General features: G+C 55.0%; 23 protein-coding genes. 17 read left to right on the forward strand and 6 right to left on the reverse strand.

Annotated elements, in window-relative coordinates; genetic code table 11:
* The first annotated feature begins 14 nt into the window (after positions 1 to 14).
* From MJO47_RS15660 to MJO47_RS11205, 5 genes are all read left to right on the forward strand, one after another.
* On the forward strand, positions 15 to 194 hold the full coding sequence (locus MJO47_RS15660) for a DUF6538 domain-containing protein (protein WP_371926673.1): 180 nt from the start codon (positions 15 to 17) through the stop codon (positions 192 to 194).
* A 243-nt stretch (positions 195 to 437) separates the two neighbouring features.
* Complete coding sequence (locus MJO47_RS11190; protein ID WP_253961206.1) at positions 438 to 1094, forward strand: Crp/Fnr family transcriptional regulator; 657 nt, start codon at positions 438 to 440, stop codon at positions 1092 to 1094.
* A gap of 154 nt (positions 1095 to 1248) precedes the next feature.
* Positions 1249 to 1581: a nitrous oxide-stimulated promoter family protein gene (locus tag MJO47_RS11195; RefSeq protein ID WP_253961207.1), complete on the forward strand. Its 333-nt coding sequence runs from the start codon at positions 1249 to 1251 to the stop codon at positions 1579 to 1581.
* A 119-nt stretch (positions 1582 to 1700) separates the two neighbouring features.
* Positions 1701 to 2486 (forward strand): ATP-binding protein, encoded by a 786-nt coding sequence (locus tag MJO47_RS11200; protein ID WP_253961208.1) that lies wholly within the window; start codon positions 1701 to 1703, stop codon positions 2484 to 2486.
* Positions 2487 to 2643: 157 nt separating this feature from the next.
* Positions 2644 to 3099: a hypothetical protein gene (locus tag MJO47_RS11205; protein WP_253961209.1), complete on the forward strand. Its 456-nt coding sequence runs from the start codon at positions 2644 to 2646 to the stop codon at positions 3097 to 3099.
* A gap of 1 nt (position 3100) precedes the next feature.
* Here MJO47_RS11205 and MJO47_RS11210 read toward each other — a convergent pair whose 3' ends face one another.
* A complete protein-coding gene (locus MJO47_RS11210; RefSeq protein ID WP_253961210.1) occupies positions 3101 to 3484 on the reverse strand; it encodes a hypothetical protein in 384 nt (127 codons plus the stop codon).
* Positions 3485 to 3685: 201 nt separating this feature from the next.
* Between MJO47_RS11210 and MJO47_RS11215 the strand changes: the two genes are divergently transcribed.
* The 6 genes from MJO47_RS11215 to cmoB all read left to right on the forward strand — a co-directional run bounded on the left by MJO47_RS11215 (position 3686) and on the right by cmoB (position 7025).
* Entirely contained in the window at positions 3686 to 4066 is a 381-nt protein-coding gene (locus tag MJO47_RS11215; RefSeq protein WP_253961211.1) for a hypothetical protein, read from the forward strand.
* A gap of 12 nt (positions 4067 to 4078) precedes the next feature.
* Positions 4079 to 4630 (forward strand): nitroreductase family protein, encoded by a 552-nt coding sequence (locus tag MJO47_RS11220; RefSeq protein ID WP_253961212.1) that lies wholly within the window; start codon positions 4079 to 4081, stop codon positions 4628 to 4630.
* Positions 4627 to 4932 (forward strand): rhodanese-like domain-containing protein, encoded by a 306-nt coding sequence (locus MJO47_RS11225; RefSeq protein ID WP_253961213.1) that lies wholly within the window; start codon positions 4627 to 4629, stop codon positions 4930 to 4932. The genes MJO47_RS11220 and MJO47_RS11225 overlap by 4 nt, the downstream gene beginning before the upstream one ends.
* An 89-nt stretch (positions 4933 to 5021) precedes the next feature.
* Positions 5022 to 5297, forward strand: coding sequence for an antitoxin (locus MJO47_RS11230; protein WP_253961214.1), 276 nt, complete (start codon positions 5022 to 5024; stop codon positions 5295 to 5297).
* Positions 5298 to 5320: 23 nt separating this feature from the next.
* On the forward strand, positions 5321 to 6061 hold the full coding sequence (cmoA, locus tag MJO47_RS11235) for a carboxy-S-adenosyl-L-methionine synthase CmoA (protein WP_253961215.1): 741 nt from the start codon (positions 5321 to 5323) through the stop codon (positions 6059 to 6061).
* Complete coding sequence (gene cmoB, locus MJO47_RS11240) at positions 6054 to 7025, forward strand: tRNA 5-methoxyuridine(34)/uridine 5-oxyacetic acid(34) synthase CmoB (RefSeq protein ID WP_253961216.1); 972 nt, start codon at positions 6054 to 6056, stop codon at positions 7023 to 7025. The genes cmoA and cmoB overlap by 8 nt, the downstream gene beginning before the upstream one ends.
* 41 nt (positions 7026 to 7066) lie before the next feature.
* Here the strand turns inward: cmoB and MJO47_RS11245 are convergent, their stop codons facing one another.
* The 3 genes from MJO47_RS11245 to MJO47_RS11255 form a co-directional block, all read right to left on the reverse strand.
* Entirely contained in the window at positions 7067 to 7771 is a 705-nt protein-coding gene (locus tag MJO47_RS11245; RefSeq protein WP_253961217.1) for a response regulator, read from the reverse strand.
* A gap of 255 nt (positions 7772 to 8026) precedes the next feature.
* Positions 8027 to 8257 carry a hypothetical protein gene (locus MJO47_RS11250; protein WP_253961218.1) on the reverse strand — a complete coding sequence of 77 codons (231 nt, stop codon included), beginning with the start codon at positions 8255 to 8257 and terminating at the stop codon, positions 8027 to 8029.
* Between the two features lie 44 nt (positions 8258 to 8301).
* Positions 8302 to 8517, reverse strand: a complete 216-nt coding sequence (locus MJO47_RS11255; RefSeq protein WP_253961219.1) for a hypothetical protein — start codon at positions 8515 to 8517, stop codon at positions 8302 to 8304.
* A gap of 403 nt (positions 8518 to 8920) precedes the next feature.
* Here MJO47_RS11255 and MJO47_RS11260 point away from each other — a divergent pair, with 403 nt between their 5' ends.
* Together MJO47_RS11260 and MJO47_RS11265 are read left to right on the forward strand one after the other, a co-directional pair.
* The gene (locus tag MJO47_RS11260; protein WP_253961220.1) at positions 8921 to 9322 is read left to right on the forward strand and encodes a PaaI family thioesterase; all 402 of its coding nucleotides are present in this window, start codon (positions 8921 to 8923) and stop codon (positions 9320 to 9322) included.
* Positions 9319 to 10023 carry an MgtC/SapB family protein gene (locus tag MJO47_RS11265; protein ID WP_253961221.1) on the forward strand — a complete coding sequence of 235 codons (705 nt, stop codon included), beginning with the start codon at positions 9319 to 9321 and terminating at the stop codon, positions 10021 to 10023. The genes MJO47_RS11260 and MJO47_RS11265 overlap by 4 nt, the downstream gene beginning before the upstream one ends.
* 69 nt (positions 10024 to 10092) lie before the next feature.
* Here the strand turns inward: MJO47_RS11265 and MJO47_RS11270 are convergent, their stop codons facing one another.
* Together MJO47_RS11270 and MJO47_RS11275 are read right to left on the reverse strand one after the other, a co-directional pair.
* Entirely contained in the window at positions 10093 to 10410 is a 318-nt protein-coding gene (locus MJO47_RS11270; protein ID WP_371926696.1) for a cytochrome c, read from the reverse strand.
* Positions 10411 to 10495: 85 nt separating this feature from the next.
* Complete coding sequence (locus MJO47_RS11275) at positions 10496 to 10768, reverse strand: cytochrome c3 family protein (RefSeq protein WP_253961223.1); 273 nt, start codon at positions 10766 to 10768, stop codon at positions 10496 to 10498.
* Positions 10769 to 11097: 329 nt separating this feature from the next.
* Here MJO47_RS11275 and rsgA point away from each other — a divergent pair, with 329 nt between their 5' ends.
* From rsgA to MJO47_RS11295, 4 genes are all read left to right on the forward strand, one after another.
* Entirely contained in the window at positions 11098 to 12009 is a 912-nt protein-coding gene (gene rsgA / locus MJO47_RS11280; protein ID WP_253961224.1) for a ribosome small subunit-dependent GTPase A, read from the forward strand.
* A gap of 201 nt (positions 12010 to 12210) precedes the next feature.
* Positions 12211 to 12618, forward strand: coding sequence for a thioesterase family protein (locus MJO47_RS11285; RefSeq protein WP_253961225.1), 408 nt, complete (start codon positions 12211 to 12213; stop codon positions 12616 to 12618).
* Positions 12615 to 13157, forward strand: a complete 543-nt coding sequence (gene cobO / locus MJO47_RS11290; protein WP_253961226.1) for a cob(I)yrinic acid a,c-diamide adenosyltransferase — start codon at positions 12615 to 12617, stop codon at positions 13155 to 13157. The genes MJO47_RS11285 and cobO overlap by 4 nt, the downstream gene beginning before the upstream one ends.
* 23 nt (positions 13158 to 13180) lie before the next feature.
* Positions 13181 to 13585: a cobalamin B12-binding domain-containing protein gene (locus MJO47_RS11295; RefSeq protein ID WP_155876404.1), complete on the forward strand. Its 405-nt coding sequence runs from the start codon at positions 13181 to 13183 to the stop codon at positions 13583 to 13585.
* Positions 13586 to 13706 lie beyond the last annotated feature (121 nt).

Raw genomic sequence — 13706 nt, forward strand, 5'->3', positions numbered from 1 at the left:
GTGTGACACCAGTTGTGACATCTCTGGTTAGCCTTGGAGAGTTGGATGTATGCTTTTGTACCTCTGGAAACTACTACCGCATCAAGATTCCTTCAGACCTTTCCCAGTATTTCCCCAGCGAACAAATCCGGTTATCTCTCAAGACAAGACCTACCGATGCTGCGAAAACCGCAGCAGCTAACATCCACCCCTGAGGTAGGCTAACAAATTGGTGTCCACTTTTTCCAGCCTACCTCACAAAAACATTTCCAAATAGTTAATGTTTCATTTCGAGTCCCCCCTTCGCACCAACAAAGAAAACCTCCTGCATCTTCAGGAGTCAGAAATCCAACCCAAGACAGGCACCGCCTGGGGTTGGATTTTTTTATTTTCTTTTGCATCTTGTTGTCCACCGCCCTCTCTGCTACTATCCGCCTGCTATGGATATCGATGCGATTTTGAAAAAATGCCCTATCTTCGCCGGTGTGACCGAAGAAGACTTGTCTTATCTGCAACAGGTCGGCAAGGTGCGCCAGCACGCCAAGGGCGAAGTCCTTTTTGCCGATGGGGAGCCAGCGCTGGGTTTTTATGTCCTGCTCAGCGGCAAAGTGAAGATCTACAAGCTTTCGCCCGAGGGAAAAGAGCGTATCCTGCACATCATCCACCCCGGCGGCACCTTTGCCGAGGCGGCCATCTTTGGCAACGGCCTCTATCCTGCCTATGCCGAACCGCTTCAGGCCAGCCAGGTCATCTTCTTTCCCAAGAAGGAATTCCTCACCCTCCTGCACGAACATTCGCGTATCGCCATCAATATGATCGCCGGTCTTTCCCGCTTTTTGCGCCAATTCACCACGCAGATCGAGGAGCTGACCTTCAAGGATGTGCCTGCCCGGCTGGCCCGCTATCTGCTCGAAGTGGCCGGGGATGAGGACAGCCGCATCGAATTGGAGATTTCCAAGACCCAGCTGGCCTCCAATCTCGGTACGGTGAGTGAAACTCTCTCACGCACCCTGCGCAAGCTCTCCGACGACGAGCTGATTGCCGTCAATGGCAAGGTTATCGACATTCTTGACCGTGACCGTCTCGAAGATCTCGCCCAGACCTATAAAGAATAAGCGTCTGCCGACACTCCCGCTCGTTTCACTTTCCCATCGTTTTTCCCCTTCTGGCCTAATCTTCGGCAAAATTTGACGGCCGTCAAAGAATGACCTCGCCTTTTGGCTTATGCTTTGTTCGACACGTCATTCACCGCTCCGGGAGATTGGAACCATGACCCGCAAAGAAAAAAAAGATCTGCGCGTTTTAGCACTTTTCACCTCGGTATACTGCCAAGCTCACCACGAGGGGGAGAGGACATCGCCGGTTTTTGCCGGCATGGATCTCTCACGCTTTACTCTTTGTGCTGAATGTCAGGAGTTTCTGGAGTACGCTTTTAGCCGGCGTATCAAGTGTCCTCTCGACCCCAAGCCGGATTGCAAGGGGTGCCATATTCACTGCTACCGGCCTGGGCATCGGGAGAAGGTGCGGGAAATCATGCGTTTTTCCGGGAAAAGACTCATCATGCGGGGACGTCTGGATCTGCTCTGGCATTATTTTTTTTAAAAAGACGGCGGCAATCGCGTTTTTTTGATGCCGGTCAAGGCGACGGCACCGAGAATTTTATAAGGTGGAAACCATAAAAGGAAAACAATCTATCCTCTCAATAATGAACGGAGCGCATCATGATCAGGGAAATTGTCAAAATCGACGAAGAAAAATGTGACGGCTGCGGCCTCTGCGTCCCCGCCTGCGCCGAAGGAGCGATCCAGATCATCGACGGCAAGGCGCACCTTTTGGCCGACAATCTGTGCGACGGCCTGGGTGCCTGCCTGGGCGACTGTCCGCAGGGGGCCATTACGATTGAAAAGCGTCAGGCCGACGCCTTTGACGAAGAGGCCGTCGAGGAACATCTGCAAAAGTCCACCCCAAAACCCGCAGCGCCGGCCCAGGGTCAAGGGCACGGACATGGACATGGGGGCGGCTGCCCGGGATCGCGCGTCATGACGATAACACCGCCTGCCGGCGGAGGGTGCCCCGGTTCTGCCCTGCGCAGCTTTTCCGCGCCTAAAGACGACGCGAATACCGAAGCGGGCACGCGTCAGTCCCAGTTGCGTCAGTGGCCGGTGCAGATGCACCTGGTGCCGCCGACCGCCCCCTTTCTGCAAGGGGCCGAGCTGGTCTTTGCCGCCGACTGCGTACCTTTTGCCTACGCCGACTTCCATAAGGATTTTCTGCAGGGCAAAGCCTTGCTCATCGGCTGCCCCAAACTCGATGACGGCCAGGCCTATCTGCACAAGCTTACCGAGATGCTGATGAAAAACGATATCAAAAGCCTCACCGTCCTGCACATGGAAGTGCCCTGCTGTTCCGGGCTGGTCGCCATCGTCCGGCAGGCGCTGGCCGCCAGCGGCAAGGACATCCCCCTGCAGACCATCAAAATTGGTATTCAGGGCGGCAGGCTGTCCTGATCCGACACCAGCTAAGTTTCTTTCCAGCCCGCCGGGTAACCCCTCGGCGGGTTTTTATTTGAAGAATGAACCGTCTGAACTGGCGCCTTGTTGACTGATGGAGGAAGATGGCGTAACGTCCTGGCTTTAAGCGTCTTCAGGCAACTTAAGAGGAGGGATGATGGCTGAACGGCTATTGGCTGGATGGGAGCTGATCCGGGAAAAATCGGAACTGCCGACGGGGGTAGCGGTGCGTGAGCACTTTGCCGATGAAACCTGGCTTCTGCGTCTGGAGGGAGCCAAATACGGCAAATCCTTCAATCTGGATCTCTTCTCCACCTTTTTGACGGTGGAACAGCAAATCCCGCCGCAGCAGCGCACCCTGCTTGTCGTCGCGCCCAAAAAGACCCGCAAGTTTTCCGCCGAAGACTTCGTCACCGGCCTCCGATCCATTATGCCTGACCGTAATCAGGAGATTCTGGCGGCGGTGGAGGAGGAGTTTCTACAGCCCGCCACACCCCTAAAAAGACTCTACGGCAAAACCTATCCCCCGGTGGCGGCGGTTCTCATCTTCCTGGGCATTCTGGTCGTATTGTATATGGTCGGCGTCTTGATCTGGGCCCTTTTTCAGTAAATCACTTTTTACTGCTGTTCTCTTCTACCCGCTCAAGGCGCCAGCCTTTGCCTTTCATGCAGGCCTTGAAGATATCGTCGCGGTAACGGAAGTAAAAGTGGGAGGAGAACCCCCAATAGCCGGGATAGTGATAGCTGAAGCTATGGGGATAATAAGGATGGCGATGATAGGGCCAGTACATATCCCCGTACGGGTCGCCCCATAAAAAGGGATCGTCGTAGTAGTACGAAGGGGGGATCGCCTGGTTGGCGTAGCGGTAGCATTCCTCTTTGTCCTGTTCGAGGACTGTCTGAGCCAGTCCCTGCGGATGGCGCCATTCATAGGTGGGAAAGCTGCAGGCGCACAGCAGCAGAAGCGCTCCTGCGGTTATCCATGTCTTTTTCATTTCTTGTTTCCTCCTTTATTTGACCTGCCTCTTTCAATGGTGGTTCTGTCCCTCTCCTTACATGCATATCGCGGCGATGCCATAATGCAAGGCAAAACCGCTCTTCGAAGGAATTGACAGCCTTCCGTCCCAGGAGTTATTCTGTCGCCATTTGTAGGCCATCACCCGCGTTGAAATGGTGTGCCGGCAAGGAGGCTGGTTTTGAATTTTTTAGCCGAAGGCAGTTTTTCTCTTCCTGTTGTGGTTCTGGCAGTGGCCGGCGGATTGGCCGGCATGCTGTTGCTCTGGGTTCTGTACAAACGCTGGAAGTATCGTCGTTTTGTCCATCAGTTTGAGGTGTTGTGGGATCGAAAAATTCGCCCTTTCTGCCCGCACTGCCGGCGTAAGCTCACGGATTGGCGTCAGTTCGACAGCGTTAAGTTTCAGAAGGATGCCCAAGGGCGAACGGTCAACGTCCCGGCGACCTACTGGGCTTTTCATTGCGACCATTGTCAGCGGAACCTGCGGCTGGTGGATGTCGACGGCTATGAATTGAGCCTGGAGCAGGCTCAGGAGCAGGTTGTTTTTAACCCCGTACGATAAGAGGAGTCTCTTTTGAACCAAGTCCCCATGCTGCTCTCCTTGCTGCAGAAGCGTCGAAGTATCCGCGTGTTTGAAGACAGGGCCGTCGAACCCGCCAAGGTCGCCCTGCTAACCGAAGCGGTGCTGCGCACCTATTCGTCTCGTGGGAACGACCCCTGGGAATTTCTGTGGGTCACCCGACCCGAGCTGCTGCAAGGGCTCTCGCGAGCCAAGCAGCATGGTTCGACTTTTCTTGCCGGCGCGCCCCTGGCCCTGGTCATCTGCGCTGACGAGAGCAAAAGCGATGTCTGGATCGAGGATTGCGCCATCGCCGCCACTATTGTGCAGCTGACGGCCGCATCCCTCGACCTGGGAAGCTGCTGGGTGCAGATTCGGCTGCGTCCCCACGACGAGCAGAAAAGTGCCGAGTCGGTTGTCCGGGAACTCCTCGATATTCCAGAAAACTACCGGGTGGAGGCAATTATCGGACTTGGTTATCCGGGGGAAGAAAAGGCCGGCCATCCGGCGTCGAGCCTTAAAAGCGAGCGTATTCACATCAATCATTTCGGCGGGGGAAGTGAATGAAAGCTGCCGACCTGAACAAGAGGCTGCGCGGTCAGCAGCCACCTTGCGTCGTCGATGTACGTAGCGGCTTCGAATACCGCAGCGGCCATATTCCCGGCGCCCTGCATGCCCCCCTGTGGAAAATCATATTTCGTTTGGCCCGGCTGCCCCAGGACCGGCAGGTTCTCGTTGTCGTGGTCTGTGAACACGGGCCGCGGGCCGAAATGGCCCGCACGTTGCTGGTCAAACGAGGCTATCGGGCCGAACTTCTCGACGGGCAGATGGCCGCCTGGCGAAAAGCAGCTCTCCCCCTGGAAAAATAAGCGGGACAACCCCATGCGATTGCAGACTGGACCACAGAGGGGAGGCGCGCTTCCCCTCTGTTTCTTTTGCCTGCCTGAAAAGGATGATGATGGATTATCAGGAACTCTATCGGGCCACCCTTGCCAAGTGGGGGGAAGAGGCCCAATACGATCAGGCCGTGGAGGAATGCGCCGAGCTGATTGCCTCCCTCAAGCATCTCAAGCGGGGCAAAGTCGAAGAAGAGGTCATTATCGAAGAATTGGCTGACGTCACTCTCATGGTCGGTCAATTGACCTACATGTTTGGTGAAGAGCGGGTACAAAAGGCTGTGGAACGCAAAATCGCCAAGCTGCGGGTCTTGCTCAAAAGCGACGACGGCATGTGACCGGCGTACGTCAAGGATACAAAATGAAGCAGGATAAGGTTTTTGCGGAAAAAAAAGGACAGGTCGAGCCCTTTGCCTTCAATGAGCAGGTCGTCCGTGTTTTTGATGATATGATCGGCCGTTCGGTTCCGCTCTATCGCGAGAACATTCGCCGACAGGCCCAACTGGCCGCCCGCTACTACCAGCCGGGCAGCCATATCTACGACCTCGGCTGTTCCAACGGGAATCTGGGCCTCTGTCTCTGCCAGGAGCTGGCTGCGGTGCCCTTTGACATGATCGCCGTGGACAACTCAGCCCCCATGCTTGACGCCTACCGGAACCGTCTGCAGGATCATGCCCGGCAGCAGGATGTGCAGCTGCTGCTTGGTGACGTGCGCGAGATTCCTTTGGCTAACGCCTCGGTCATCATCGTCAACCTGACTTTGCAGTTTCTGCCTCTGGCTGACCGTACGGCCCTGATCGGTCGGATTTACGAGGCGCTGAGGCCGGGAGGCATCCTGCTGTTGACCGAGAAGGTCGTCCATGCTGATGCTGCCTTTGATGCCATGCAGCAGGAATTCTACTATCGCTTTAAAAAGGAAAACGGCTATTCGCAGCTGGAAATCAGCCAGAAGCGCGAAGCTCTCGAAAACGTGCTGATTCCCGAAACGCTGGAGGATCACGTGCAGCGACTGCGCGCGGCGGGCTTTGTCCGTCTGGACGTCTGGCTCAAGTGGTTTAATTTTGCCTCCCTCATCGGCCAGAAGGAGGATGGGCATGCATGATCTCGTCCGCGACATCGAGGCGCTGGAACTGACCCCTTACGCGGGAGCGTTGGCCGAACTTCTGGATCGCAAGGAAAAGTACATCGGCCAGGTGGATGTCAAAGGGCAGCGCTACCTGCGCACTTTTGCAGAACTGCCGGAGCTGACCGCCTCTTCTGTCGAATTGAACGCCGACGCTGTCCGCATCGGCACGGCAGCAGACCTGGATGAAGCCGCCGCCGGTCTGCTGTTGGAGGCCCTCAAAAGTTACAGCCCCTGGCGCAAAGGACCTTTCTCTCTCTTTGGCATCGATATCGACAGTGAATGGGTCTCGTCTTTAAAATGGGACCGGGTCAAGGACCACCTCGCTCCTTTGCGTGATCGCAAAGTCCTTGATGTCGGCAGCAGCAGCGGCTATTACATGTACCGCATGGCCGGGGAGGGCGCCCGCTGCGTTATCGGCCTAGAGCCCTATCTCACCTTCTACTTCCAGTTTCGCCTGCTTCAGCACTACGCTCGCGTCCCCAACGTCTATGGTCTGCCTGCCAAGTTTGAGGAAATGCCCCTGCTGCGGCGCTACTTCGATACGATCTTCTGCATGGGTATTCTCTATCACCGCCGCTCGCCCATTGATGCCCTCATGGAGTTGCGCCACAATCTGCGTCGGGGCGGCGAGCTGGTGCTGGAAACGCTGATTATCGAGGGGGAGGGAGACATGGCGCTCTGTCCTGCCGAGCGTTACGCCAAGATGAACAACGTCTATTTCCTGCCCACGGTCACCTGTTTGACCCACTGGCTGCAGCGGGCAGGCTTTGAAAACATCCGCTGCATCGACATCACCCCGACCACCGTCGCCGAGCAGCGCCGGACCGAATGGATTCAGACGGAGTCGCTGCAGGACTTTCTCCATCCCCGTGAGGCGGGTAAAACAATCGAGGGGTATCCCGCCCCCATCCGTGCCATCCTGCTTGCCAACGCCCGTTAGGTCATTTGCTGGCCAGCAGCTGCATGCTGTTTCCTTGGGGCTTATTCGGGGCTGGTGCGTAGAAAATGCCTGATCATCTCCTGCGAAGACGGAGGCATATCCACAAATTGAACGGCCAGGCCCGGCGGGGCATCGGCTTTGTGCAGCCAGTTCTTGTGGTTGGCCCAGGCTACACGGCCGCGGCAATGGATGGGCTCGCCGGCGCCGGGCAGGGTAAATTCCAGATGGATCTCGGTATCACGGCGCAGCAGGCGATCCGTCTCGATAAACATGCCGCCGGGGCTCAGATCAATACTCCTGCGCTGCACCATCTGATCCTGATCCGGTCCGTACAAAACATTCAGGTTCACCTTTTGACGGCGAATGTCTTCATCGGCTATTTTTAGAAAACGGTAAGCCGTGGTCAAAAAGATATTGCGATCGATCGGCTTGTTGATGTAATCGTCGCAACCCGCTTTCTGGCAGCGTTTCTGGTCTTTTTCGTCCTGACTGTTCGTGACCATGACCACCGGGATATGGCGCAGTTCCGGGTCGGATTTAATGGCCTGACACGCCTCATCGCCATCACCGTCGGGCATGTAAAGATCCATGAAAATCAGGTCTGGTTTTTCGGCTTTCGTTTTTTCGAGAGCCTCCCTGGCACTGCGGGCAGACAGAAGGACGCAGTTTTCCCGGCGCAGGTATTCTTTTTCCATCGCGATAAAAAGCCCGATATCATCCACCAGCAGAATCTTCTTTTGCTCCACCTCTTTCTCCTTTGATTGTCATATAGCGGTTTGTGGATGCCGTTATTTCCCGGAGACAATGTTTCCGTCACCCTCAAGATGCCCAGAAACACGCTTCCGGTACGATTTCAACTTTCACCGGGCAGATGATAGCAAAAAGAAGGCCATGAAATTAAATTTTATTTTTGTTCGTGAAGTATTCGGAGGGCAGGGGGCAGGTATGATTCCTGTCTCAGGCGGTCGCAGCGCCTGTGCAACCGCCTGAGATTTGCAGGATCAGTTGGTTTGTGAAGCTTTTTCAGTGGTACCGACCAGACCTTTGACCATGCCCACTGCCAGCAGGATGGCCGGGAGGAGTTGGGCGACGACGATCAGGGCGCAGAATCCGAGGAAAACCCACACGACGATGCCGCTGTTGTCTTCGCGCAGGCCGGAGGCGGCCAAAACCGAGGAAGCGGAACCAAACAGGATTGTTGCTGCGATGGCGATACGGGACATGGTTTTCATAGCGTCCTCCTTTTCATTTTTGAACGGTTATCAGGCTCTGCCGTTCAGTTTACCCGGCGCTTAATCGAAGAGTGACTTACTCCTTTGAACAGAGAGGTCAACCGAAGCAGACCCGGGACGAATTGGTTGAGAAGTATCAAGGCCGCGAAGCCGATAAACAACGGAATTAAAATGCCCTGGCTTTCAATAGCCGGACCTGCCGCAAATGCAGAGCCGGTGAAAATCAGAAGACTCAATATGGCGTTGTATAGGTTTTTCATAATTCCTCCTGCGGGCTGTTTCTATCCCTTTTGATCTATAGTAAGAGCATGCTCTGTGCCAAAAATGAAAAATCAGTAATGTAATTCCTATCCTATTGAAATCAGAAGATAAAAGTACCAGGCCCAGTGATGTTTTGTTGGCTGAGTACCCCGGCCCTGTATGAATGGAATATTCACCCTGAAATACGAGAGCGGGTTGCCTTTTTGATCTTTGATTTCAACTCACCGAAATTTCAAAGAAAAAATTATTTCAGGCGATGAATGATTTTTTTATCCATGGTATATTGCCGCAGGTAGCCGCGGCTTGATAAGGTTTTGTCCAGCCCGGTCGGCGAGAGAGAAAAGAGTGGAAGCGGCTGTCCCGGTTTGATCAAAATGGCGGGCTGTAGAAAAAGGGGAGGGTATGGAGATTCTGGATGATGGGCAATGTTTTGTGTGCGGCGCCGACAACCCAATCGGCCTGAAAGTCCACTTTTCTATCGATAAGAAAGAGCGCCGTGCGGTTGGCAAGGTGAGTATCCCTGCCGCCTTTCAGGGATGGCAGGATATCGTTCATGGCGGCATCATCGCCACTTTGCTGGATGAAACCAGCATTTACGCCTGCCGCTCCATTGGCGATCATTTTGTTACCGCAGAGATCGCCGTCAAATACCTGCGACCTGTCCCAACCCAGCGGGAAGTTGTGGTCACGGCGGAGGTCACTGAAGAGAAAAAGAGGATTCTCCTGGTCCAGGCTGAACTGAAGATTGAGGACCAGGTTTACGCCAAGGCGCAAGCCAAGGTTTTTCGCGTGGAGCAGCCATGACCTGGTTATCTGCCCTGCACCTGGGCCATTATGAACTGGATGTGATCGCGAAAATCCTTTTGGCCGCCTTGGCCGGCGGACTCATCGGTCTGGAGCGTGAAAAACACGGGCGTCCCGCTGGTTTGCGGACCCACCTGTTGGTCACCGTCGGCTCTTGTCTCATGATGGTGGTGTCCGAGGCGTTTTTTATCAAATATGGGGACATCCCGGGGACCTCTGTCGTTCGCCTTGACCCGGCCCGTGTCGCCGCACAGATTGTCACCGGCATCGGCTTTCTCGGCGCCGGGGTCATCCTTAAAGAGGGAATTTCGGTTCGTGGCCTGACTACGGCGGCCTGTCTGTGGCTTGTCGCCGGCATCGGCATGTCTATCGGTATGGGCCTTTACTTCCCGGCTATCCTCAGTACGATTCTGGCTTTGCTGAGCTTGATGTTTCTCAAGAAGCTTGAACCTTTTATTGGCAAGGATCGCTATCTCAAGCTCAGTGTTCTCGCCTGCAACCGAGCGGCGTTCTGTGACGATCTGGAAGCTTTGTTTGCTGAGATGAAGCTTCGGGTGAGCGACCTGGAAATGGTGACGGATCTGGAGCATGACGAGGTGCGGATCGATGTGGTGGTGACCAATCATCACCGGCGCATCGGTAAAGAGCTGACCGCTGTCATCAGCAAGATGCCAGGGGTGAAAAAAATCAGTTTTCGGTGATAGACCGAAAAAAATGGGAGCGGCTTGGGGCCGCTCCCATTTTTAATTGAATCTTTGTGCGTCAGGCGATTAGCCGCAGGTCTGGGGCTGGGGGCCGTCAGCGGCATGGTCATAGAGGAACTGCTGAATGTCGAGCAGGTCCTTCTCGCTGATGCCCTCAAAAGCTTCGGGCTTGGCAGCATGCTTGTCACGCTCGAAGAAGCGGTCCCACTGGGCCATGGTCTTGCTCAGAGGAGTCAGGTTGCCGCCTTCAACACCTTCGGTATGGCAGGACTTGCAGTTTTTCTTGTAGAGATATTTCCCCTTTTTGGGGTTCCCACCGGTTACGGCCAGGGCAGAAGTGGCAACGAAAGCGACCAGAAGACAAGCGGCCAGTACTTTAATCATGTTACGCATCAGAAAACCTCCGTGTTGTTTTCAGGCTGTTTTTCATGGACAGCCTTTGTTAAAAATCGCATCACTATATAACGAATTACTTATGATGGCAATCATTACATTTCGTCGGACCACTTTTTTGTTCATGGCAGGTCTTGCACAGCGCATGAGCCGATTTCATATCGAATTCGATTTTTGCGGGTTCCCCGCTGCCGTGGCAGGTGTCGCAGCTGCTGGATTCGCTGTGTGCCTTGTGGTTAAAGGTGACCGCTCCCCGTTTGTTCTCCAGAACAACGGTGTCGTTCGCCGTAGCGATGACGGCAATGGAAAGCAGGGCGATGGCGGACAGTAACGCGAACATTTTTTGCATGGCAGATTCCTCCTTTGGTTGTTTTTCGTTTGTGGTGTTTTCGTGTGACATCACTATAGGTGGGGTCGCCCGAAGTTTCATTCGATATCTATCGTCATTTTGCGCGATGTCTGGTATTGATCACCTGATATCAATTGGTTGGATGTGTCTATGTCGGGTTTTATGGGGTGCTGAAATCGTTGAATGAGGACTAAAAAGGATCAAAGGCTGAAATTTAACCCTTTCGCCGTGTAGTGTTTATTCTTTGCCGGTGGCCTGGAAAAATCTATGCTCTCACCCGCCACTGAAACCGATGAGCTTCAGCGGCTCATTTAAGCGAGGAGATGTCGTTGCCGCAACCTAAAGAAAAGCTTTTAAACGAAGAGGGTCAATCCGGCGTCATCGTGTCCCATTACGGGGTCGCCGTCGAAGTGCGTTTTGCCGATGGCCGTAGCTGTCAGGTGCGGGTCAAACGACAATCTGGTCATGTGGTGGGGGACGAGGTCCTCGTCTGTGGCGAGATTCTGCATCGTCAGCCGCGTCGTACAGAGATGCGACGCCGGGATGCGCGCGGCAAAATCCGGCTGGTTGCTGCCAACCTGGACGTGCTGGGCGTGGTAGTCTGCTGTTCGCCGCCTGCTCCCCGGCATTACCTTGATCGGGCCATTGTTGCTGCCCGGGCCGCCGGCATTGAACCCTTCATCGTGGTCAACAAGGCCGATCTGCCAGCCACCGCCGAGCTGCTTGATTCCCTGCAGGCAGTCTATGGCGGGCTGATGCCGGTTTTTCCAGTCAGCGCCGCCAGTGGGGCAGGGCTGGACCAACTGCGCCATTTTCTCGCCCAAGGACACCGGGCTGTTTTTGTAGGCACTTCAGGGGTCGGCAAGAGTTCTCTTCTGAACGCGCTGGTGCCAGGTATCGATCTCCTCATCGGAGACTTGAGTGAAGATACTGGCCTCGGACGCCACACCACCACCGTTTCAACCTTACATTCGCTGGCCAGCGGTGGCGAACTGGTCGATACCCCCGGCTTTCGCGATTTCGGTCTGGTCGATATTTCCGAACAGGAGTTAGCCCACTTTTTCCCCGGATTCGAAGAAATTCAGCAAACACCCTGTCGCTTTCGCAATTGTCTTCATCGCCACGAGCCGGGCTGTTTGGTGCGAAGCGGTCTGCAAGGAGGAACGATCCCTGCCGAACGCTATGACTCCTATCTGTATGTCCTCGAAAATCTACAGGGAGACGATCCCGGCTGGCGCTAGCCGTTGGCGTCATTTTCACGTAAATCAAAAGTTGTTATAGATTTCCCTGAACCTTCTTGACACCCTTTTTTGTGATTGCTATATTTTCGGCCTGTTAAATCTTTTTAGCGCGCTTAAAAGCGTTTCTTTTCATGCCAACCGCTGTTTCACCCCTTGTGCTCTCCGGGTTCCGGGCTGATGGGGCTGCCGTAAAAGGATGCCATGACTACCACCACCTGCCGTCTGACCGTCCGCTATGCTGAAACGGATGCTCAGGGAATTGTGCATCACTCCAATTATCTTGTCTGGTTTGAAGAAGGTCGCTCCGATTTCCTGCGGCAGCGCGGCCTCAACTACACCGATTTTGAAAAGTCCGGCTATTTCATTGTGGTGGCTGAAGCACAGGTAAAATACAAGGCGCCGGCCTATTACGAGGATGAAATCACTATCGAGACGACCCTGGACCGCTTCAAGGGGAAGGTGCTGGAATTCAGCTATCGCGCCTTGAATCAGGAGGGACGGCTGCTGGCTGAAGGGCGTACGGTGCACGTCGTTATCGGGCAGGATCGCCGGCCGGTGGCCCTGCCGCCGGAAATGCTCGCCAAAGCGACCTCAGGAGATAGTCGATGAGCCCAGAGCATCCTCTGAAAAAAGGTCTGATTCAGGTCTATACTGGCAATGGGAAAGGCAAGACGACAGCCTCCCTCGGGCTGGCCTTCCGGGCGGCCGGGCATGGTTTCAGGGTGCGTATTCTGCAGTTCATGAAGGGAAGCACGGTTTATGGCGAACTGGAATCCGCCAAACGGCTCGCTCCCGAAATCACCATCGAGCAGGTTGGCCGCGACACCTTCGTGTCGAAATCCAATCCCGACCCGGTGGATGTGGCTATGGCGCAGGCCGGTTTTGATAAGGCCCGGGATATCCTGCTGTCAGGGGACTACGATCTGGTCATCCTCGACGAACTCAACTGCGCCGTCGATTTCGGCCTCGTCCCAGTCGAAGAGGTCAAAGAACTTATCCGCCGGAAACCGGCGCACACCGAACTGGTCATGACCGGACGTGGCGCTCATCCCGACATCATCGCTTTAGCCGATCTGGTGACTGAAATGAGGGAAGTGAAGCATTATTACAACTCAGGACAGCCCGCCCGCGAGGGGATCGAATCATAGAGGCAAAAAAAGGAGAGAACTCAATGGCAGAAAGAAAACTCAGATTGCTGGTAGCCAAACCCGGACTCGACGGGCATGATCGCGGCGCCAAAATCGTCGCCCGCGCCTTTCGCGATGCCGGTTTTGAAGTCATCTACACCGGCCTGCGCCAGACCCCCGAACAGATCGTCAACACCGCCATTCAGGAAGATGTCGACGCGGTGAGCCTTTCCATTCTGTCCGGGGCGCATAACACCCTGTTCGCCAAGGTCATCGAACTGCTCAAGGCCAAAGGGGCGGACGACGTGCCCGTCTTTGGCGGCGGCATCATTCCAGAAGACGATATCCCCGGCCTGAAAGCGGTGGGCGTCAAGGAAATTTTCACCCCGGGCACCAGCACCGAGGACATCAACGCCTGGGTGCGGGAAAACATCAAGCCCCGGGCCTGATCTCGACGGTTTCTAAGTCAACATGTACGTATGCGGGCCCTCCATGCCGGGGGCCCGCCTTTTTAGGGCGGCTGCTAGAAAGGCCGCCCTGTCTTTTCTATCCTTCCGCCATGGCCTGGAA

Origin of the sequence: Desulfuromonas sp. KJ2020 (assembly GCF_024197615.1) — a bacterium.
Taxonomy (GTDB): domain Bacteria; phylum Desulfobacterota; class Desulfuromonadia; order Desulfuromonadales; family SZUA-540; genus SZUA-540.

Excerpts from the sequence above, each read along its gene's own strand:
- MJO47_RS11195 (WP_253961207.1), top strand. The coding sequence starts at position 1,249 with ATGACCCGCAAAGAAAAAAAAGATCTGCGCGTTTTAGCACTTTTCACC.
- MJO47_RS11200 (WP_253961208.1), top strand. The coding sequence starts at position 1,701 with ATGATCAGGGAAATTGTCAAAATCGACGAAGAAAAATGTGACGGCTGC.
- MJO47_RS11205 (WP_253961209.1), top strand. The coding sequence starts at position 2,644 with ATGATGGCTGAACGGCTATTGGCTGGATGGGAGCTGATCCGGGAAAAA.
- MJO47_RS11210 (WP_253961210.1), bottom strand. The coding sequence starts at position 3,484 with ATGAAAAAGACATGGATAACCGCAGGAGCGCTTCTGCTGCTGTGCGCC.
- MJO47_RS11225 (WP_253961213.1), top strand. The coding sequence starts at position 4,627 with ATGAAAGCTGCCGACCTGAACAAGAGGCTGCGCGGTCAGCAGCCACCT.
- MJO47_RS11230 (WP_253961214.1), top strand. The coding sequence starts at position 5,022 with ATGGATTATCAGGAACTCTATCGGGCCACCCTTGCCAAGTGGGGGGAA.
- cmoA (WP_253961215.1), top strand. The coding sequence starts at position 5,321 with ATGAAGCAGGATAAGGTTTTTGCGGAAAAAAAAGGACAGGTCGAGCCC.
- cmoB (WP_253961216.1), top strand. The coding sequence starts at position 6,054 with ATGCATGATCTCGTCCGCGACATCGAGGCGCTGGAACTGACCCCTTAC.
- MJO47_RS11250 (WP_253961218.1), bottom strand. The coding sequence starts at position 8,257 with ATGAAAACCATGTCCCGTATCGCCATCGCAGCAACAATCCTGTTTGGT.
- MJO47_RS11255 (WP_253961219.1), bottom strand. The coding sequence starts at position 8,517 with ATGAAAAACCTATACAACGCCATATTGAGTCTTCTGATTTTCACCGGC.
- MJO47_RS11260 (WP_253961220.1), top strand. The coding sequence starts at position 8,921 with ATGGAGATTCTGGATGATGGGCAATGTTTTGTGTGCGGCGCCGACAAC.
- MJO47_RS11265 (WP_253961221.1), top strand. The coding sequence starts at position 9,319 with ATGACCTGGTTATCTGCCCTGCACCTGGGCCATTATGAACTGGATGTG.
- MJO47_RS11270 (WP_371926696.1), bottom strand. The coding sequence starts at position 10,410 with ATGATTAAAGTACTGGCCGCTTGTCTTCTGGTCGCTTTCGTTGCCACT.
- MJO47_RS11275 (WP_253961223.1), bottom strand. The coding sequence starts at position 10,768 with ATGCAAAAAATGTTCGCGTTACTGTCCGCCATCGCCCTGCTTTCCATT.
- MJO47_RS11285 (WP_253961225.1), top strand. The coding sequence starts at position 12,211 with ATGACTACCACCACCTGCCGTCTGACCGTCCGCTATGCTGAAACGGAT.
- cobO (WP_253961226.1), top strand. The coding sequence starts at position 12,615 with ATGAGCCCAGAGCATCCTCTGAAAAAAGGTCTGATTCAGGTCTATACT.
- MJO47_RS11295 (WP_155876404.1), top strand. The coding sequence starts at position 13,181 with ATGGCAGAAAGAAAACTCAGATTGCTGGTAGCCAAACCCGGACTCGAC.